Genomic DNA, 18,949 nt, shown 5'->3' with positions numbered 1-18,949 from the left:
CGCCTTTTTGCTGAATAGTTTTTCGTGTGTTGCCAGTTATCCACATAAGATTCGCCCCGCAACGCATTGATTCTTGCAAAAAATGCGCCTTCGGGGCAGTGTCAGCGGATACGAGGTCGAAAAGACCCATTAATGAGGCGTGATCGGAGAGGCAGGTCACAATGACATACAACACTTTTATCAAGGCCGCGCTGACGGGCCTGACGCTAGCGTTTGCGTCCGTACCAGCAACAGTATCGGCTGAAAATCTGCGCGTGATGCGTGGCGCACCTTCCAGTGCGCTGAACGTCCCAATGAACCGCGCAGTTGTGGTGGAAAGCGATTCACCATTTACCGAACTGTCGATCGCCAATCCTGGAATTGCAGATATCTCATCCCTGTCCGATCGCACGATCTATGTGCTGGGCAAGGAACCGGGCCGCACCACGCTGACCCTTTTGGGCGCTGACGGGCGGTTGATTACCAACGTCGAGGTGCACGTCACCCCTGACATCGCGGAATTCAAAGAACGTCTGACGCAGATTTTGCCGGGCGAGAACATTGAAGTGCGCACCGCCAATGACGGGATCGTCCTGTCGGGCACGGTCAGCTCGATCGTGCGACTGGATCGCGCGCTGGAACTGGCCGAGCGTTACGCGCCAGAGCGGGTTTCGAACCTGATGGTCGTCGGCGGCACACAGCAAGTGATGCTGAAGGTCCGTTTTGCGGAAATGCAGCGGTCGGTCAGCAAATCGCTATCATCTTCACTGGCGCTTCAGGGTGTCGGCTTTGACGGCAACCTTGGACTTGCGGGCGGCACAAACACACTTGCCGCCGGTGCATCCACCGGATCGACGCTGAACGGCAACCTGCCTGCATCGTCGCAAAACAACGGCGCATTCCTGTTCGGTTTCAACGCTGGCGGTGTCGAAGTTGGCATCCTGCTTGAAGCACTGGAAAGTCGCGGTGTTGTGCGCACATTGGCCGAACCGAACCTGACCGCGCTGAGCGGACAAGAGGCAAAGTTCCTTGCCGGTGGCGAATTCCCGATCCCTGTGGTGCAGGAAGGCGGCGCGATTGCCGTTGAATACAAGCCCTTCGGTGTCGAACTGAACTTTATCCCGCGCGTCATCGACGGTGACGTGATCAATCTTGAACTACTGGCGGCTGTGTCGTCGATTGACCCTGCAAACGGGATCACATCAAACGGCTTTTCGATCAGCGCATTCAAGCGCCGCGAGACATCGACCACCGTAGAGATGCGTGATGGTGAAAGCTTTGCGATTGCAGGTCTTTTGTCGGACGACTTCACCGATCTTAACGGTCAGGTGCCGTGGTTGGGTGATGTACCGATCCTTGGATCACTGTTCCGCAGTGCCGAATATGCCCGCCGTCAGACCGAGCTGGTTATCATCGTCACACCACATCTGGTCACACCGACCCGTGGTGAGGCGCTGGCTCTGCCAACCGACCGTGTGCAACCCCCGACCGAGCGTGACTTGTTCCTCTTTGGTCGTGTGTCTGCCGAAAACGCGCCATCCACTGGCGGTGCAGGCGAAGTGGCACGTCAGGACTTTAGCGGGTCCTACGGCTATGTCTTGGACGATTGATAGGGAGCGCAGGGCGATGAAAGCACTACTGAGCACTGCAGCCGCAGCCATGATCCTGGCCGGTTGCGCCGAAGAAATCGGCGGAAACGACTTTTTCGATCGTGAAGCGGGCGCGCGCGTCGATAGCAACGCCGACTTTGGCAATGCGACGATGAACAACATGCTGGCCCAGACCGGGCAAGCGGATCTGGCCATCAGTCTTGGGCGCCGCTTTGCGTCCGAGGTGACATCAACGGTCAACTTTGCCTTTGATTCCGCCCATCTGAGCAACGAGGCGAAAGCCGTGTTGCGACAGCAGGCGACATGGATCCGGCAATTCCCGGAAATTCGGTTCAAGGTCTTCGGCCATACCGATCTTGTCGGCAGCCAGGCATATAACCGCAATCTGGGTCTGCGCCGCGCCAATGCCGTTGTGCATTACCTGACGCAGCAAGGTATCAGCCGGTCCCGACTGGAAGCGGTTGTATCGTTCGGTGAAACCCGTCCGATTATCCAGACCACGGATCGCAGCCGTCAGAACCGCCGCACCGTGACCGAGGTTTCGGGCTTTGTTGAAGGACACGCAGGTGTCATCAACGGCAAATACGCGCAAGTTATCTTCCGCGAATATGTCGCAAGTGCGGTGCCCCGCACATCTGTGGCACAAAGTGAAGTTGCCTCTGGCGGCGAATAAGCCTTTGAAATGATGGCGTCGCGCACAGCGCGGCGCCTTTCGCCCCTCAAATGGGGCAGAAACAACCCCCCGAAAAATCGTCAACCGTCGCGAGATACCGCACAATTACGATCTTTTCGTCCAAATCTGGTCACGATTGTCCCTGACATTAGCCCGTAATGGGAAGACCGCACGCGAAATGACGTGCGCGCTGTTCCGGGATATGTGGGCGATTTGATAACCTCTTGCCACTATTCTGAAACTGCGCCCGCAATGTAAGGACGTAAGGCCATGAGTAGTAACGCAGTATTACAGCAAGAAATGCAGCCTATTGTGGCCTGCACCATCAGCCGCGATGTTCAGATTTTTGATCTGCTGATCGAGGATATGGAAGAGGCACTGGGCGAAACATGGGGCGACCTGTCGTTTGATAACGCGCTCGCCTTTCTTGGGCAGGACGAGGCGAACAGTCTGCAATTCGTTACCATCGCGATGGATAACGAGGACGAAGACAATCTTGCGCTGATTACCGAGGTGATCTCAGCCGCCAAAGCCAAAGAAATCAAGGTGATCCTGATCACCGAAGATGTCAGCCCCGCCGCATTGCACAGTCTGCTGCGTGAAGGTGGTGACGAATTTGTGCCCTACCCCCTCCCCGAGGGAGAGCTGTCGCGCGCCATCGACCGTGTTTTAACCCCGCCTGAAATTGCCCCTGTCGCACCCGAACTTGAGAACAAGTTGAAAGCCACAGGTGACCGCAGCGGTGTTGTGATCCCGATCCAGGGCATTGCTGGTGGCACCGGTGCCACGACACTGGCCGTTAATCTGGCGTGGGAACTGGCGAATGTCGAAAAAGAGGATGGACCGCGCGTCTGCCTGCTTGATCTGGATTTTCAGTTCGGCACGACGTCGACATATCTTGACCTGCCCCGTCGCGAAACCGTGCTGGAAATGCTGTCTGACACCGAAGCGATGGATAGCGAGGTCTTTATGCAGGCGCTGCTATCCTACGAGCAGAAGCTGCACGTACTGACCGCGCCGACGGATATGATCCCGCTTGATATGATCGGGCCAGAGGATATCGAACGTCTGATCGAAATGGCCCGCGTGAACTTTGATTATGTGATCATCGACATGCCATCGACGATGGTGGAATGGTCGCAGACTGTCTTGGAGGCAGCCCACGTCTATTTCGCAACGATGGAACTGGACATGCGGTCGGCGCAGAACACGCTGCGGATCAAACGTGCGCTGCAGTCCGAGGATCTGCCTTTCGACAAGATGCGCTTTGTGCTGAACCGCGCGCCCGGTTTCACCGATCTGAGTGGCAAAAGCCGGGTGAAGCGGCTCGCCGAAAGCCTTGGCATCGCGATTGAGGTGTTGCTGCCCGATGGCGGCAAGCCCGTCGCGCAAAACGCGGATCACGGCATGCCATTGCAAGCCGGTATCCCGAAAAACGCCTTGCGCAAAGAAGTGATGAAGCTGGCCAAGTCTGTGCATGAGGTCAATATGGCCGATGCTGCAGAAGCCCACGGTTAAGGAATTAATCCATGTTTTCAAAGTATAAGAAGACTGGCGCAGGTGCCGCCACCCCGGCCAATTCCGCCGGCGGTGGTGCCAAACCTGCACTGGCTGCTGTGCCCGCCACCACCGAAGAGCCGCGCCAGAGCCTGATGAAGGCGATGCCGAAACGTGCGGGCGATGTGGCACCTGCGGACAAAGAGAAAAAGCGCAAAGAGCGGCTGGGCGAAATCAAGCTGGAACTGCACAAATCGCTTTTAGACAATCTCAACCTTGCCGCGCTGGAAACCGCGAGCGAGGCTGACCTGCGCGCCGAGATCAACGCGATTGCTGCGGAATCGCTGGAAGAAATGGGCGTTGTCCTGAACCGTGAAGAGCGCACGACACTCAGCCAGGATCTGTATTTCGAAGTGACGGGCCTTGGCCCGCTCGAGACGCTTTTGCAGGACGAAACGGTCAACGATATTCTGGTGAACGGACCGCAACAGGTGTTTGTGGAACGCGCCGGTAAGCTGGAACTGTCGGATATCACCTTCAAGGATGAAAAGCACCTGTTGCGGATCATCGACAAGATCGTGTCGGCCGTTGGTCGCCGCGTGGACGAAAGCAATCCATACGTTGACGCCCGTTTGCAAGACGGCTCGCGTTTTAACGCCATGGTGCCGCCGGTTGCCGTGGACGGCAGCCTTGTGTCCATTCGTAAGTTCAAGAAAGACAAGCTGGGCATCGACGATCTGGTCAAGTTCGGCGCATTCACCGAGGAAATGGCCGCCTATTTGCAAGCCGCTGTAGCCACACGTTTGAACGTTATCGTGTCAGGTGGTACGGGTTCGGGTAAAACGACGACGCTCAACGCGCTTTCGTCATTCATTGACGATGCCGAACGTATTCTGACGATCGAGGATACGGCGGAACTTCAATTGCAACAAACACACGTTGGCCGGATGGAAAGCCGCCCGCCAAACGTCGAAGGCAAGGGCGCTGTGTCACAGCGCGACTGTCTGAAAAACGCCCTGCGGATGCGTCCTGACCGGATCATCGTGGGTGAGACGCGCGGCGAAGAAGTTATCGACATGTTGCAGGCCATGAACACGGGCCACGACGGATCAATGACGACGATCCACGCCAACTCTGCCCGTGATGGTGTGTCGCGTCTTGAAAACATGATCGCGATGGCCGGTATCGAGATGCCGATCAAGGCGGTGCGCTCGCAGATCTCGTCGGCTGTGAACCTGATCGTGCAGGCCTCGCGTTTGCAAGACGGTTCGCGCCGCATGACGTCGATCACGGAAATCACCGGCATGGAAGGTGACGTGATCTCTATGCAAGAGGTGTTCCGCTATCAGCGCGTCGGCCTGACGCCTGACAATAAGATCATCGGCCACTTTACCGCGACGGGTGTGCGCTCTGCATATTCGGATCGCTTCAAGCTGTGGGGCTATGACCTGCCGCCAGCTATTTTTGAACCAATGGTCGCGGAGTAGACCTATGATTTCAGCAGAACCAGTCATCTATGTCGTCATCTTTCTGTCGGTGCTTGCACTGGTGGAAGGCGCGTATCTTGTCATTTTTGGCAAATCGATCAGCCTCAATAACAAGGTGAACCGCCGTCTGGCGCTGCTGGAAAAAGGCGGTGGCCGCGAACAGGTGCTTGAACAGCTGCGCAAGGAAATGACGCAGCACATGAAATCCCAACGGATTCCGCTTTATTCCATTCTCGCCTCAAAGGCGCAGAAGGCGAACATTGCGTTTTCCCCGCCCCAGATTTTCATCCTGATGGGCGTCGTCAGCTTTGTGTCCTTTATCGGTCTGACCGTTGGCACGCAGGTTGATGTGCTGGTTCGGTCGTTTGTCGCGGTTGCGATGGGGATCGGCGGCGTGTTCATGTGGATCAACGGCAAGGCCAACAAGCGTATGGCCCTCATGGAAGAACAACTGCCCGAAGCGGTTGAACTCATGGTCCGGTCGTTGCGCGTGGGCCACCCGTTTTCGTCCGCGATCAGCATTGTGGCGCAGGAAATTCCTGATCCGCTTGGCACCGAAATGGGCATGATCTCGGACGAGGCTGCTTATGGCCGCGACATGGGCGAAACGCTCAAGGCGATGGCTGAGCGGCTTGATATGCAGGATTTGCGCTTTCTGGCTGTGGCCGTGACGATCCAGCAGCAATCGGGTGGTAACCTTGCCGAAATCCTTGCCGGTCTGGCCAAGGTGATCCGCGCCCGTTTCCGCCTGTTCCGCCGCGTGAAAGCAATTACCGGCGAGGCGAAATGGTCGGGCAAACTGCTGTCGGGCTTTCCCATCCTGTGTCTGATCGGGATCAACCTGATCAAACCCGACTATTTTGACGAGGTCATGAATGAGCCGATCTTCATTCCCGCCTGCCTTGTCGTTGCCGCGTTCCTGATCACGAACCTGATCGTGATGCGCGCCCTTGTGAACATTAAGGTCTGAGGTCTGTCATGGAATTTATCACAACAATCGAAGCGATGATCGTTGACGTCCTTGGCCCGTTTGGCCCGCTAATGCTGGTCGGCGTGCTGGGCTTCATGATGATCCTGCTGACCCTGCCGTTCCTGTTTCAAAAGACCGAGGACCCGCTTGATAAGCTGAAGGCGACGCAGCGCACCACGCAGAAGGTGCCCGAAAAGGGTGAGCGTTTGCGCACGCCTACCGGCAAGGACAAGCTGGAAAAGTATTCCAACTTTCTGGAGCCGCAAAACGCCGAGGATTTCTCTGCCGTCAAACTGAAGCTGATGCAGGCCGGTTACCGCAGCAAGAACGCTGTGCGGATGTATCACTTTTTGCAGTTCACGCTGGGGCTTTTGCTGCTGGGCGCGGGTGCGGTTTATGCACTTTATCAATCCGCGCAGATGCCTGTGACCACCAAAGACATGGCCATGTGGATCCTGTTGCCCGGTGGCGCCGGATACATGCTGCCCAAATACTGGGTGACACGTCGTCAGGCCGAGCGTCAAAAAGCGATTGAAAACGGCTTTCCGGACAGCCTTGATATGATGCTGGTTTGCGTTGAAGCGGGTCAATCGCTTGATCAGTCCATCCTGCGTGTTGCCGGTGAGCTGAAATCAGGCTTTCCCGAGCTGGCGTCAGAATACGAGATTGTCAGCCAAGAGATGAAGGCCGGTAAGGACAAGACCACGGTTCTCAAGGATATGTCAGAGCGCGCTGGCGTGCAGGACATTACCAGCTTTGTGACCGTGCTGGTGCAATCGCAGCAGTTTGGTACATCCATCGCCGATGCGCTTCGGGTCTATGCGTCCGAAATGCGTGACAAGCGCGTGATGCGGGCCGAAGAGGCCGCCAACAAGCTGCCCACCAAGATGACGCTGGCCACGATGATGTTGACGGTGCCGCCGCTTCTGGTCATTTTGATCGGACCTTCGATCTTCAATATCTCCCAGAACCTGGGGCAATAAGGACGACACTTATGCACACACATCGGGCCGCGCACTTTTTGGCCCCCGTGATGCTGGTGACAGCCTTGGCCGCTTGCGATGCAGGCGGCTTTGGCGCGTCTGACGATCAGGTTTTTGCACCGGGTGTGGCGGGAGCGTCCGACCTTGACGGGTTGATGGTCGGGCACCGTTTGATGGCCGCGGGCGAATTTGAACTGGCGCTCAAAGCCTATACACGTGCGGCGGCCCAACAGGGATTGAACGTGGATACACTGTCGGCGCTCGGGTCGGCAAATCTGCGTTTGGGCCGCTTGGGTCAAGCCGAACGCCTTTTGCGCCGCGCCACCGAGGAAGCACCGGATTTCCCTGCCGCTTGGAACAATCTGGGCGTGATCCTGATGGAAAAGGGCGAAGTGGCCGAAGCAAGCGAGGTTTTCCGTCGCGCTTTTGCCACGGATAACGGCAATTCCGACCAGATTCGCGAGAACCTGCGCTTGGCTCTCGCCAAAATCGAAAATCCCGCTAATGTTGGTAACCAAGAAAACCAACAATTCGAATTGGTGCGGCGGGGAACAGGCGATTTTGTCCTTTTGACTGCACCCTGAGGTAAGAGCAGTAAAAAGGACGCAGCAAATGCGCCAAACAATCATGATTCCGATGTGCGTTGCCGCAATCGCGGCCCTGTCCGCATGTAGCGGTGACGATGCGCAAGTTGACCGTGCGCTTCAGGACCTGAACGTCGTTGACGAAACCAACCTGAATGATGTGTTCCTGACAGTGGGCGACCCCGATGAGGCCGTCAGCTATTTCAGCGGTGCATTGGCCAACGACCCGGGCCGGATTGATCTGATGCGCGGCCTTGCCAAATCTTTGATCCGCGCGCGCCGTGCAAACGATGCTGTTACGGCATGGAAGGCTGTGACGGATCATGCCGATGCGACCGACGATGACCGCGTGGAACTGGCCGATGCCTACATCCGCTCCAACCAGTGGGATCTGGCCGCCGAGACACTGAACAGCGTGCCGCCCACCTTCGAAACTTATAAACGCTACCGCCTTGAGGCGATGATCGCGGACAGCAAGGAACAGTGGGACAAGGCCGACAGCTTTTATGAAACGGCCGTGGGCCTGACCACGCGCCCTGCGAATGTCTACAACAACTGGGGTTTCTCCAAGCTGACGCGCGGTGATTATTCCGGCGCAGAGCGGCTGTTTACCGATGCCTTGCGCCATGATCAGGGCCTGTTTACCGCCAAGAACAACCTTGTTCTGGCCCGTGGTGCCCAGCGCAATTATGATCTGCCAGTGGTCCAGATGACCCAGACGGAGCGGGCGCAGCTTTTGCACACCATGGCCCTGACAGCGATCAAGCAGAACGATGTCACCATCGGCAAGGGCCTGCTGCGCGAAGCGATCGACACGCATCCGCAGCACTTTGAAGAAGCGGTCCGCGCCCTGCGCGCGCTTGAAGACAACGTGACGAACTAAGCCATGGGCCTGACGTCATGGGCCGCGGGCTGGTTCCTGCTCGCGGCTGTCCCGATTTCGCTTTTTGTGGCCTACAGCGATCTGGCCCGCATGAAGATCCCCAATGTGGCGGTCGGTGCTTTGCTGTTGGCCTATGCCGTTCTGGGGCTCATCGCCCTGCCCTTTGACGTCTATCTATGGGGCTATGTTCATATGATCGTAGCACTGGTCGTGGGCATCGTTTTAAATGCAGGCGGCGTCATGGGCGCCGGTGATGCCAAATTTATCGCCGCCGCCGCCCCGATGATCTCGCTGAATGATCTGCCGCTTGTGATCCCTGTCTTTGCTGCATCGCTAATCGGCGGGTTTCTGACCCACCGGATCGCGCGGGCATCGCCCATTCGCCGCGCTGTGCCGCATTGGGAAAGCTGGACCGCCGGCAAGCGTTTTCCAATGGGATTCCCTCTTGGCATGACGCTGGTTTTCTATCTCGCGCTGGTCTTTTTCAGTCGCTAGATCACGGCAAATGCCCCCGTGAAACGCGGTTTTGTTCACGGTTTCGCCACAAAGTCCTGACAGTTTCTCGGCAACTGGACCCGTATGCAAAAGGGTCTTTGGCAGCACAGCGGACAGGCAAACCGATATGAATATGCAATCAAGTAACGTCATGGCGCCTCCTCCACCCAAGGGTCTGGCAGGCATGCAGCTTCCGATGTCGATGATGCGTGACATCCTGATCAAGACGATGTTCCGCATGAATATCGATATGGTCAGCGAATTGGCGAAGGTCATCTGTCTGCCACTTGCGGTGACGCAGGAACTGATCGACATGGCCCGCGGCCAACGTCTGGTCGAGGCGATGGGCACGCTGAACGCGAACTCCGGCAACGAGATGGGCTACCAACTGACCGACGCAGGAAAGGCGCTGGCGCTTGATGCCTTGGCCCAGTCCGAATATTTCGGCGCGATGCCTGTGCCGCTTGCCGTTTACGAGGAACAGGTCAAACGCCAGTCGATCCGCAACATTCATGTGACACGCGACCAGCTGACAACGGCGATGGGCCACCTGATCCTGCCACCTGATCTGTTGGGCAACCTTGGTCCTGCGGTTGGTGCGGGCCGATCGATCCTGATGTATGGCCCGCCGGGCAACGGTAAGTCGTCAATTTCCAACGGTATCCGTGATGCCTTGGGCGACAAGATTTATGTGCCGCGCGCTATCGAATACTCCGGTCAGGTCATCACCGTTTACGATCCGATTGTGCATACTTCGGCAGAGGCTGATGTGGACGACCCCAACAGCCTGCGCCGCACGTCAGGACGGTTTGACACCCGCTATGTGCGCTGCGAACGCCCTACCGTGATTACGGGTGGTGAATTGAGCGTGTCGATGCTTGATCTGGTCTATAACCCTGTCGCGCGGACCTATCAGGCCCCGCTGCAACTGAAATCCACCGGCGGCATCTTTATCGTGGACGACCTTGGCCGTCAGGCCGAACCGCCGCAGACGCTGGTGAACCGCTGGATTGTTCCACTGGAAGAAAGCAAGGATATCCTTGCGCTGCAATCGGGTGAAAAGTTCGAGGTGCCCTTTGACACGCTTGTGATCTTCTCGACCAACTTCCACCCCAATGCGATCTTTGACAAGGCCGCGTTGCGCCGGATTTTCTACAAGATCAAGATCGACGGACCGGATCAGGCTGGCTTCCTCAAGATCTTTGCGATGGTGGCCCGTAAGAAAAAGATGCCGCTGGATGAGGCGACGCTGATCCACCTGCTCAACAACCGCTACCCGGAGATCGACAACGTCTACGCCAACTATCAACCGGTGTTCCTGATCGACCAGATGATCTCGATCTGCGAATTCGAGGGCATCCCTTACCAGATGACCCCTGAGCTGATTGACCGTGCCTGGGCAAACATGTTCGTCAAGGAAGAGGACATCGTCCGCTAGCCCACGCTTGCCAGATAACAGATTTGCCCCCAAGGTTCGTGGGAACTTTGGGGGTTTTTCATGTCTGACATCGTAGGAATTGCGGGATGTGGCCGGATGGGTGCGCCAATGTTGGCGTCGCTCCGCCGTGCGGGGATCGCCGCACGCGGCTTTGATGTGCGGGACGGACGCGGCGATGGTGGGCCGCTGGCGGATTTCACTGATGGGCTGACCACACTGATCTCGGTGGTGCGTGACACCGCCGAAACCGATGCGCTGCTGTTTGACGATCAGGCCCTTTGCGACGTGCCGACCCTGCGCACGATCATTATCTCCTCAACCCTGTCGCCGCTTTATACCAAGGCGTTGCGCGACCGAGTGCCGGATCATATCGCGCTCATCGACGCGCCGATGTCAGGCGCGCAGGTCAAGGCGCAGGCTGGCACGCTGTCCTTCATGCTGGGCGGTAACGCCGATGATCTGGCGGCGCAGGCCCACCTGTTCAGGGCGATGGGGGAAGACCTTCACACCATGGGCGCATTCGGCGCCGGCATGACCGCAAAGGTCCTTAACAATCTGCTCGCCGCCTCGCACACCGTGATGACCCGCATGGTGCTGGATTGGGCAGATGCCGCAGGGATCGACGAAAGCAAATTGCTGGCCCTCATCGCTGCGTCGTCAGGGCAGAACTGGCTCGCCTCCGGCTTTGACACCATCGAATTTGCACGCGATGGATATGCCGACGACAACTCCATTGGCATCCTTGTCAAGGACGTGGCCGCCGGTCTGGACATGGCGCCCGAGGGTGCCGATACGGCGATCCCCGATCAAATCAAATCAGCCCTGCGCCACCTGAAACCACGCGCCTGACTTCTTTTGTTCAAATATATCGCGGGCGTTTATGGGCTGGCCCTCAATTCGCACTTGAACAAGTGCGAAACCAACGCACCTTAGCTCCATGACAGCCCTCCCCGATACGTTCACCGCATGGTTCGCCAAACGCGGCTGGCACATCCATCCGCACCAGCAAGAGATGCTGGACAAAAAGGATGCGCCCGCACAACTGCTGATCGCGCCCACGGGCGGCGGCAAGACGCTGGCGGGCTTCCTGCCCTCGCTTGTCGAATTGGAAGATGGCACGCACGAAGGGCTGCATACGCTTTACGTTTCACCGCTCAAGGCACTGGCCGCCGACATCAAGCGCAACCTGCGCACGCCTGTTGATGAGATGGGCCTGCCAATCCGGATTGAGGACCGGACCGGCGACACGTCCTACACGCAAAAGCGCCGCCAGCGGGCCGATCCGCCACATATCCTGCTGACAACGCCCGAAAGCCTCGCGCTGCTGACCAGCTATGAGGACGCGCCGCGCATGTTCAAAGGCCTGCAACGGGTGATCGTGGATGAAATTCACGCGCTGGCCGAAAGCAAGCGGGGTGATCAGTTGATGCTCGCACTGGGACGGCTGCAAACCCTCGCCCCCGGTCTACGCCGTGTCGGGTTGTCTGCGACGGTCGAGGACCCTGCTGCAATTGCGCACGAACTGGCCGCGCACCCCGATCCCTGCCCGATCATTCAGGCCGATCCGGGACCGGACCCTGACATCAGCATGCTGGTCACTGACGAAAAGCCGCCGTGGTCCGGTGGTGGGGGAAAATATGCCATTCCCGCCGTGCTGGAACAGGTGAAGCAGCATAAGACGACGCTGATATTCCATAATACTCGCGCGCAGGCCGAAATTTTCTTTCATAACCTCTGGCTCGAAAACACAGACGATCTGCCTATCGGCATCCACCACGGCAGTCTGGATCGCAGCCAGCGTGAAAAGGTCGAAGGCGCGATGGTCGCGGGGCATCTGCGGGCGATTGTCTGCACCGGCAGCCTTGATCTGGGGATCGATTGGGGCGACGTTGATCTGGTCATTCAGGTGGGCGCGCCCAAGAACGTGAAACGGCTTGTCCAGCGGATCGGGCGGGCCAACCACCGCTATAATGCGCCGTCAAAGGCGCTGCTGGTGCCCGCGAACCGGTTCGAAGTTGTGGAATGTGTCGCGGCATTAGAGGCCGCGAAAGACAATGATCTTGACGGCGATCCCAAAGGCCCCGGCCCGCGTGATGTCCTGTGCCAGCACATTCTGATCACGGCCTGTGCGGGTCCGTTTGATGCCGATACGCTTTACGCCGAGGTCACGCGCGTGGGCGCCTATAGCGCCCTCAGCCGTGCCGATTTTGACGCCTGTCTCGATTTCTGCGCCACTGGCGGCTATGCGCTGCGGGCCTATGACAAGTGGAAGCGTTTGCTGCAAACCGCCGATGGTATGTGGCAGTTGCGCGATCCGCGCGCGGCACAGCGCATCCGTATGAACATCGGCACCATTCAGGATATCGACACACTCAAAGTGAAGTGGAAAGGCAGCTTCAAGGCGCTGGGTGAGGTGGAAGAAGCGTTTGCGGCAACGCTAACACCAGGCGATACATTCCTGATCGGCGGGCAGATCGTGCGCTACGACGGCCTGCGCGAAATGACGGTCGAGGTGACACGCGACGCGGCAAAAGAACCCAAGATCGCCACGTTCTACGGCACCAAGTTCGCCACCTCCACGCAACTGTCGCGCCGCATCCTGCGGATGTTTCAGCAAGACAGCTGGCCCCAACTGCCTGCGCACACGGCTGAGTGGCTGGCCCTCCAGCGCGAGGTGTCCAAGCTGCCTGAGGCGGATCGCACGCTGGTCGAAAGCTTTTCCTACGATGCGCGCGAACACACGGTGTTCTACAGTTTTGCGGGTCGCAATGCGCAACAAACCCTTGGCCTGCTACTGACCCAGCGGATGGAGGCCGAGGGGCTGCATCCCATGGGCTTTGTCGCCACGGATTACGCCACGATGATCTGGGGGTTGGACCCTGTGACCGATCCGGCCAGCCTGTTGTCGCCCGACAGTCTGCGTGACGGCGTGGAGACATGGCTGGGCGGCAACGCGGTGATGAAACGGACGTTCCGCGCGTCGGCCACTATTGCAGGGCTAATCGAACGCAATCTGCCGCAGGCGCGCAAATCAGGGCGGCAGGCCACGTTTTCGAGTGATATTCTTTATGACACGCTCACCAAATATGATCCCGACCATCTGATGCTGCAAATAACGCGAGAAGAGGCGATGCGCGGTCTGGTCGATTTTGGCCGTGTCGAGGAAATGCTGGACCGCACGAAAGGGCGCGTCGATCACATCAAGCTTGATCGCGTCACCCCGCTGTCGGCGCCGCTGTTCCTTGAACCGGGACGCATCCCCGTGGCTGGTGCCGCACAGGACAGATTGCTGGCTGAGGCAGCAGCATCCTTGATGGAAACTGTGGGATTGGCCGAGAGCTGACACTTGCATTTTTGACTACAAGAGTGCAGTGAACAAAGAATGAACGCGCATGTTTTCAAATTTGCCGGAGTGACGCTGCACGCCCTGCCAAGTGGTGCACTGCACATCCCCGATCACGCAGTTCTGTGCGTGTCGGACCTGCATCTGGGCAAGTCGGACCGGATCGCAAGGCGGAGTGGCACGTTGATCCCACCTTATGAAAACCGCGAAACGCTTGACCGGCTGGATCAGGATATCGCCCGCACGGACCCACGTGTCGTGATTTGTCTGGGCGACAGTTTTGACGATCTGGGTGCGGCGCATGATCTGGCCGATGAAAACCGCATCACGCTGGCGCGCCAGCAGGCAGGCCGGACATGGATATGGATCGAAGGCAATCACGATCCCGGCCCCGTCGATCTGGGCGGCACTCATCGAGCGGAATATGCCGTGGGGCCGGTAACCTTTCGCCACATCGCCACGTCCCAAAACGCCGAAGTGTCGGGGCATTACCATCCCAAGTTTGGGTTGCCCGGCACAGGGCGTAAGCGGGCGTGTTTTGTCTATGATGCCGCGCGGCTGATGATGCCTGCTTATGGGGCTTATACCGGTGGGCTTGATGCCCAGCATCCCGAAGTGGCGCGGCATTTTGCGGCGGATGCGGTGGCCGTGGTGACGGGCCGGACCGCTATTGCTTTGCCGCTTTGCGCTGCAGCGTTGCCAAAACGTCGTCGCGGTAGCGTCGGCTGACAGGCACCTGCGTGCCGCTGGTCAGAACCAACATATCGCGCTGACCAACCCGCACGATCTTGTCCGCTGCCGCCTCTGTCACCCAATGGGACCGATGCGTGCAGGTGCCTTTGACAGGCGACATCTCGGCAATTGCATCGGAAAAGCGCATCAGCAGCTTTTCCTGCGATCCGTCAGCCAGATACACATCAACGTAGTGATCATTGACCGTCAGGCGGGCAATATCCACGTCGGGCATCGCGTTCAGGCGTTGATACAGGCGCGGAGCCGGCTCTGGCGGTGTGCTGACACGAGAAGTTCCGACCAGATAATCCAGCCATGACATCACGATGGTCGCTGCGGTGACATAGGCGAGCGTTCTGACAAAACCGATTTGCGGACCACCTGCTGTGTCCGCCCAGATCGTGTTCGCGCCGTATAAAAGCGGCGCGAAGATCGCGATAAACGCACCACCCTGAAAAATCCGAAGGGTCAGGTCCTGCGTCGCGTCCGCCTGTCGCATCGGCAACCGTGACGATACCACAATAGCCGCCATCGCGAGCGCCACCACCGTCACCCAATACAACGCCCGTGCTGGCAGGCTAAGCGCCTCATAGGTGCCGAATGGGCCTGCAATCGACAGGAACAGGCCAACCAGCAAAATCACAAAAACATAGGTGCGCGCAGGATAGCCCTGCGCATCGTCGCCGTCATTCATCCCCATGATACCGCTTAACCCGTCCGACGCTATTTTCCCTGCACACGCATAGGCTTAAGGCATAGGGGCTGTTCGCGCCAAGGGGAAACAGACGCAATTATTCTCATTTATTAAAGGTTTGGCCGTGGGTTAGGCGGTCAGGCCATCCGGCTCGCTCAGACCATTTGCACGGCAGCACGCGGTGACGGTATTTGCCAACAGGCACGCGATGGTCATCGGCCCCACGCCACCCGGAACAGGCGTGATTGCCCCGGCTACGGCCGCGCAGCTTTCAAAATGGGCATCACCCACCAGACGGGTCTTTGGCGTGCCATCGTCCTTGAGGCCTGCATCAATGCGGTTGATCCCCACATCAATCACCGTTGCACCGGGTTTGATCCAGTCACCCTGCACCATTTCGGGGCGGCCCACAGCGGCCACCACGATATCGGCCTGCCGCACAACATCCGGCAGGTCCTTGGTCCGGCTGTGCGCGATGGTGACCGTCGCGCTGTCACCCAGCAACAACTGCGCCATCGGCTTGCCCACGATGTTGGAGCGACCCACGACCACGGCATTCATGCCAGAAATGCTACCGTGATGATCGCGCAGCATCATCAGGCAGCCCAGCGGTGTGCAAGGCACCATCGATTTCTGACCGGTCCCAAGCAGACCGACATTCGAGATATGAAACCCGTCAACATCCTTGGCAGGATCAATCGCATTGATGACCAGATCGCTGTCCATATGATCCGGCAATGGCAGCTGCACCAGAATACCGTGAACAGCCGGATCGTTATTGAGATCGTCAATCACTTTCAGCAGCGCCTCTTCAGAGGTATCCACGTCCAGCTTGTGCTCATAGGAATTCATGCCAACTTCGTTGGTCATTTTCCCCTTGGACCGCACATAGACCTGACTGGCAGGGTCCTCGCCTACCAGCACAACCGCCAAACCGGGTGTGATGCCGTGATCGGACTTCAAACGCGTCACATGCTCGGCCACTTGTGTGCGCACTTTTGCGGCAAAGGCTTTGCCATCGATCACTGTTGCTGTCATGGGACGGCCCTTTTGAATGTCTTGAAAACTGCGGGATGGTTGGGTGGGGCGTCGGCGCATGCCGCGCGTCGCCCCACCATTTTTGCTTAGAACAAACCTTCGATCTGCCCGTCGCTGTTCAGGCGGATATTCTCGGCTGACGGCACCCGAGGCAGACCCGGCATCGTCATGATCTCACCGCAGATCACAACGACGAAACCGGCACCGGCAGACAGGCGCACTTCGCGCACAGGCACAGAGTGTCCTGTCGGCGCGCCACGGCGGGTTGGGTCTGTGGTGAAGGAATACTGCGTCTTGGCCATACAGATCGGCAAATCGCCGTAACCCTGCTCTTCCCAGTCTTTCAGCTGATTGCGGATCTTCTGATCCGCCAGCACCTCGTCGGCGTGATAGATCTTGGTCGCAATGGTTTCGATCTTCTCGAACAGGCTCATCTCGTCAGGGTAGATCGGGGCAAAGTTGCTCTCGCCGCTCTCGGCCACTTCAGCGACTTTCTTGGCGAGCGCCTCGGACCCCTTCGATCCGAACTCCCAGTGCTGTGACAGCACTGCCTCAGAGCCTTGAGAAGCCACGTAATCCTTCACCGCCTGCACTTCGGCATCGGTGTCGGTGACAAAGTGGTTGATCGCCACAACAACAGGCACGCCAAAGGATTTCAGGTTGCCGATGTGGCGCCCAAGATTGGCGCAGCCGTTGTTGACGGCATCGACGTTTTCGTCACCCAGATCGGCCTTGGCCACGCCGCCATTCATCTTCATCGCGCGCACGGTTGCGACCAGCACAACGCAATCGGGCGACAGACCAGCCTTGCGGCATTTGATGTTCAGGAACTTCTCCGCACCCAGATCGGCACCAAAGCCGGCTTCGGTCACCACATAATCCGCGATCTTCAGCGCGGTCGTTGTGGCTGTGACAGAGTTACAGCCGTGCGCGATGTTGGCGAACGGTCCGCCATGCACAAACGCGGGGTTGTTTTCCAGCGTCTGCACAAGGTTCGGCTGCATCGCGTCTTTCAACAGGACAGTCATCGCGCCATCAGCCTTGATGTCACGCGCAAACACAGGGCTTCGGTCGCGGCGGTAAGCCACGATCATACGCCCCAGACGCTCTTGCAGGTCGGTCAGGTTTTTGGCCAGACACAGGATCGCCATCACTTCGGAGGCGACGGTGATGTCAAAGCCGGCCTCGCGCGGGAAGCCGTTGGCCACGCCACCAAGTGACACGTTGATCTGGCGCAGGGCACGGTCGTTCATGTCCAGCACACGACGCCACGCGACGCGGCGGATATCGATTTCAAGCGCGTTGCCCCAATAGATGTGGTTGTCGATCATCGCCGACAGCAGGTTGTGGGCGGATGTGATCGCATGGAAGTCACCCGTAAAGTGCAGGTTCATGTCTTCCATCGGCACGACCTGCGCCATGCCACCACCAGCGGCCCCGCCCTTCATACCAAAGTTCGGGCCAAGCGATGCTTCGCGGATGCAGACAGCGGCCTTCTTGCCGATGCGATTCAAACCGTCGCCCAGACCGACGGTTGTCGTCGTTTTGCCTTCACCCGCAGGGGTCGGGTTGATCGCGGTCACCAGAACCAGCTTGCCGTTGGGCTTGTCCTGCACGGAATCGATGAAGCGCTGGCTTAACTTGGCCTTGTCGTGGCCATAAGGCAGCAGGTCATCGCTGCCGATGCCCAGTTTCGCGCCAATCTCTTGGATGGGCTTCTTGTTCGCTTCGCGTGCGATTTCGATGTCGGTCTTGTAACCCATGTCTGGCTTCCCTGTTACCCAGCGTCACGCCTGCGACGCGCCTTGTTGTTGCGCCATGTGTAGCCACAGGCCAAGCGGCAATGCGCAGCGATTGCGACATTTTGACCGTAGGAATCGTCGGGAGAAGCGGCTTTGGTTTCGGATTGGAAACGTCAGGTGTCGAAAAGATCGGGTTGCGACAGCCACGCGCGTTGATCAGGGACATGTAGGCGCAGCTTGTCACCGACACGCATTTCACCCTCGTGTTCGACCCACGCCGTCACGCCGCGCTTGTCCTTGGCGGCGGGTTTGAACTTGGCACCTGCACCGGGATACTCCGCCTCGATCTCGCGACCGGGCAGAACACAAGGACGGTTTTCCATATCGATCACCAAGGTCGACAGGTCAGCGTTTTGCAAACGCGACGACGGCGGTACATGGGTGAAATCGGGGATGCCACGGATCACCAGTGTCGCCCCCAAAAGCGCGGGATCAAGGTTTTCCAGCCCGCAATCGACGGCAATTTCGTCAATCTCTTCCTGAGACATGACCGACAGTTGCCGCACGTTGCGAATTTCGGTGCCTGGCGGCCATTGCGATTTGACGCGCACGCAAGACGGGCGGGTCAACCCGCTGTGTGCCTCCCCCTCTGGTCCCGCGTAGGTCAGCGTCAGCACGTCGCGTGCGACGGACTGTAAACCCGCATCTTCTGGCACCGTACCGATCCATGTGATTTCACCGTAAAGGTCCGTGGGCTTCAGCGCGGGCATGGGGCTATCCTGTCATTGCGATCCGTGCCGC

17 protein-coding genes are annotated in these 18,949 nt (G+C 58.3%); 13 read left to right on the top strand and 4 right to left on the bottom strand.

Annotation, left to right across the window (positions count from 1 at the left end):
- Positions 1-161 precede the first annotated feature (161 nt).
- From V8J84_RS04690 to pdeM, 13 genes are all read left to right on the top strand, one after another.
- Positions 162-1,589 carry a type II and III secretion system protein family protein gene (locus tag V8J84_RS04690; protein ID WP_339928498.1) on the top strand — a complete coding sequence of 476 codons (1,428 nt, stop codon included), beginning with the start codon at positions 162-164 and terminating at the stop codon, positions 1,587-1,589.
- A 16-nt stretch (positions 1,590-1,605) separates the two neighbouring features.
- Complete coding sequence (locus V8J84_RS04685) at positions 1,606-2,262, top strand: OmpA family protein (RefSeq protein WP_445285952.1); 657 nt, start codon at positions 1,606-1,608, stop codon at positions 2,260-2,262.
- Positions 2,263-2,532: 270 nt separating this feature from the next.
- Entirely contained in the window at positions 2,533-3,780 is a 1,248-nt protein-coding gene (locus V8J84_RS04680; RefSeq protein WP_339928497.1) for an AAA family ATPase, read from the top strand.
- Between the two features lie 11 nt (positions 3,781-3,791).
- Positions 3,792-5,246 (top strand): CpaF family protein, encoded by a 1,455-nt coding sequence (locus V8J84_RS04675; protein ID WP_339928496.1) that lies wholly within the window; start codon positions 3,792-3,794, stop codon positions 5,244-5,246.
- A 4-nt stretch (positions 5,247-5,250) separates the two neighbouring features.
- Positions 5,251-6,216: a type II secretion system F family protein gene (locus V8J84_RS04670; protein ID WP_339928495.1), complete on the top strand. Its 966-nt coding sequence runs from the start codon at positions 5,251-5,253 to the stop codon at positions 6,214-6,216.
- An 8-nt stretch (positions 6,217-6,224) separates the two neighbouring features.
- A complete protein-coding gene (locus V8J84_RS04665) occupies positions 6,225-7,199 on the top strand; it encodes a type II secretion system F family protein (RefSeq protein WP_339928494.1) in 975 nt (324 codons plus the stop codon).
- An 11-nt stretch (positions 7,200-7,210) separates the two neighbouring features.
- Complete coding sequence (locus V8J84_RS04660; protein ID WP_339928493.1) at positions 7,211-7,783, top strand: tetratricopeptide repeat protein; 573 nt, start codon at positions 7,211-7,213, stop codon at positions 7,781-7,783.
- Between the two features lie 28 nt (positions 7,784-7,811).
- The gene (locus V8J84_RS04655) at positions 7,812-8,666 is read left to right on the top strand and encodes a tetratricopeptide repeat protein (RefSeq protein ID WP_339928492.1); all 855 of its coding nucleotides are present in this window, start codon (positions 7,812-7,814) and stop codon (positions 8,664-8,666) included.
- A 3-nt stretch (positions 8,667-8,669) separates the two neighbouring features.
- Positions 8,670-9,161, top strand: coding sequence for a prepilin peptidase (locus V8J84_RS04650; protein WP_339928491.1), 492 nt, complete (start codon positions 8,670-8,672; stop codon positions 9,159-9,161).
- 127 nt (positions 9,162-9,288) lie between these two features.
- Positions 9,289-10,599 carry an ATPase gene (locus V8J84_RS04645; protein ID WP_339928490.1) on the top strand — a complete coding sequence of 437 codons (1,311 nt, stop codon included), beginning with the start codon at positions 9,289-9,291 and terminating at the stop codon, positions 10,597-10,599.
- Between the two features lie 60 nt (positions 10,600-10,659).
- The gene (locus V8J84_RS04640) at positions 10,660-11,448 is read left to right on the top strand and encodes an NAD(P)-dependent oxidoreductase (RefSeq protein WP_339928489.1); all 789 of its coding nucleotides are present in this window, start codon (positions 10,660-10,662) and stop codon (positions 11,446-11,448) included.
- 88 nt (positions 11,449-11,536) lie between these two features.
- On the top strand, positions 11,537-13,942 hold the full coding sequence (locus V8J84_RS04635) for a ligase-associated DNA damage response DEXH box helicase (protein ID WP_339928488.1): 2,406 nt from the start codon (positions 11,537-11,539) through the stop codon (positions 13,940-13,942).
- Between the two features lie 39 nt (positions 13,943-13,981).
- On the top strand, positions 13,982-14,671 hold the full coding sequence (gene pdeM / locus V8J84_RS04630; protein WP_339928486.1) for a ligase-associated DNA damage response endonuclease PdeM: 690 nt from the start codon (positions 13,982-13,984) through the stop codon (positions 14,669-14,671).
- Here the strand turns inward: pdeM and V8J84_RS04625 are convergent.
- The 4 genes from V8J84_RS04625 to V8J84_RS04610 form a co-directional block, all read right to left on the bottom strand.
- A complete protein-coding gene (locus tag V8J84_RS04625; protein WP_339928485.1) occupies positions 14,610-15,374 on the bottom strand; it encodes a LytTR family DNA-binding domain-containing protein in 765 nt (254 codons plus the stop codon). The genes pdeM and V8J84_RS04625 overlap by 62 nt on opposite strands.
- A 123-nt stretch (positions 15,375-15,497) precedes the next feature.
- Positions 15,498-16,406, bottom strand: a complete 909-nt coding sequence (folD, locus tag V8J84_RS04620; RefSeq protein WP_339928484.1) for a bifunctional methylenetetrahydrofolate dehydrogenase/methenyltetrahydrofolate cyclohydrolase FolD — start codon at positions 16,404-16,406, stop codon at positions 15,498-15,500.
- Positions 16,407-16,492: 86 nt separating this feature from the next.
- Positions 16,493-18,169 carry a formate--tetrahydrofolate ligase gene (locus tag V8J84_RS04615; protein ID WP_339928483.1) on the bottom strand — a complete coding sequence of 559 codons (1,677 nt, stop codon included), beginning with the start codon at positions 18,167-18,169 and terminating at the stop codon, positions 16,493-16,495.
- 152 nt (positions 18,170-18,321) lie between these two features.
- A complete protein-coding gene (locus tag V8J84_RS04610; protein WP_339928482.1) occupies positions 18,322-18,918 on the bottom strand; it encodes an MOSC domain-containing protein in 597 nt (198 codons plus the stop codon).
- Positions 18,919-18,949: the final 31 nt, after the last annotated feature.

The sequence above is a fragment of the Yoonia sp. 208BN28-4 genome, assembly GCF_037543925.1.
In the GTDB taxonomy this organism is placed as follows: Bacteria; Pseudomonadota; Alphaproteobacteria; order Rhodobacterales; family Rhodobacteraceae; genus Yoonia.
Note: the sequence above shows the minus strand (reverse complement) of the source record. Positions and strands in the feature narration are given on the sequence as shown.

Coding starts and splice junctions, on each gene's coding strand:
- V8J84_RS04690 (WP_339928498.1), top strand. CDS start 162: ATGACATACAACACTTTTATCAAGGCCGCGCTGACGGGCCTGACGCTA.
- V8J84_RS04685 (WP_445285952.1), top strand. CDS start 1,606: ATGAAAGCACTACTGAGCACTGCAGCCGCAGCCATGATCCTGGCCGGT.
- V8J84_RS04680 (WP_339928497.1), top strand. CDS start 2,533: ATGAGTAGTAACGCAGTATTACAGCAAGAAATGCAGCCTATTGTGGCC.
- V8J84_RS04675 (WP_339928496.1), top strand. CDS start 3,792: ATGTTTTCAAAGTATAAGAAGACTGGCGCAGGTGCCGCCACCCCGGCC.
- V8J84_RS04670 (WP_339928495.1), top strand. CDS start 5,251: ATGATTTCAGCAGAACCAGTCATCTATGTCGTCATCTTTCTGTCGGTG.
- V8J84_RS04665 (WP_339928494.1), top strand. CDS start 6,225: ATGGAATTTATCACAACAATCGAAGCGATGATCGTTGACGTCCTTGGC.
- V8J84_RS04660 (WP_339928493.1), top strand. CDS start 7,211: ATGCACACACATCGGGCCGCGCACTTTTTGGCCCCCGTGATGCTGGTG.
- V8J84_RS04655 (WP_339928492.1), top strand. CDS start 7,812: ATGCGCCAAACAATCATGATTCCGATGTGCGTTGCCGCAATCGCGGCC.
- V8J84_RS04650 (WP_339928491.1), top strand. CDS start 8,670: ATGGGCCTGACGTCATGGGCCGCGGGCTGGTTCCTGCTCGCGGCTGTC.
- V8J84_RS04645 (WP_339928490.1), top strand. CDS start 9,289: ATGAATATGCAATCAAGTAACGTCATGGCGCCTCCTCCACCCAAGGGT.
- V8J84_RS04640 (WP_339928489.1), top strand. CDS start 10,660: ATGTCTGACATCGTAGGAATTGCGGGATGTGGCCGGATGGGTGCGCCA.
- V8J84_RS04635 (WP_339928488.1), top strand. CDS start 11,537: ATGACAGCCCTCCCCGATACGTTCACCGCATGGTTCGCCAAACGCGGC.
- pdeM (WP_339928486.1), top strand. CDS start 13,982: ATGAACGCGCATGTTTTCAAATTTGCCGGAGTGACGCTGCACGCCCTG.
- V8J84_RS04625 (WP_339928485.1), bottom strand. CDS start 15,374: ATGGGGATGAATGACGGCGACGATGCGCAGGGCTATCCTGCGCGCACC.
- folD (WP_339928484.1), bottom strand. CDS start 16,406: ATGACAGCAACAGTGATCGATGGCAAAGCCTTTGCCGCAAAAGTGCGC.
- V8J84_RS04615 (WP_339928483.1), bottom strand. CDS start 18,169: ATGGGTTACAAGACCGACATCGAAATCGCACGCGAAGCGAACAAGAAG.
- V8J84_RS04610 (WP_339928482.1), bottom strand. CDS start 18,918: ATGCCCGCGCTGAAGCCCACGGACCTTTACGGTGAAATCACATGGATC.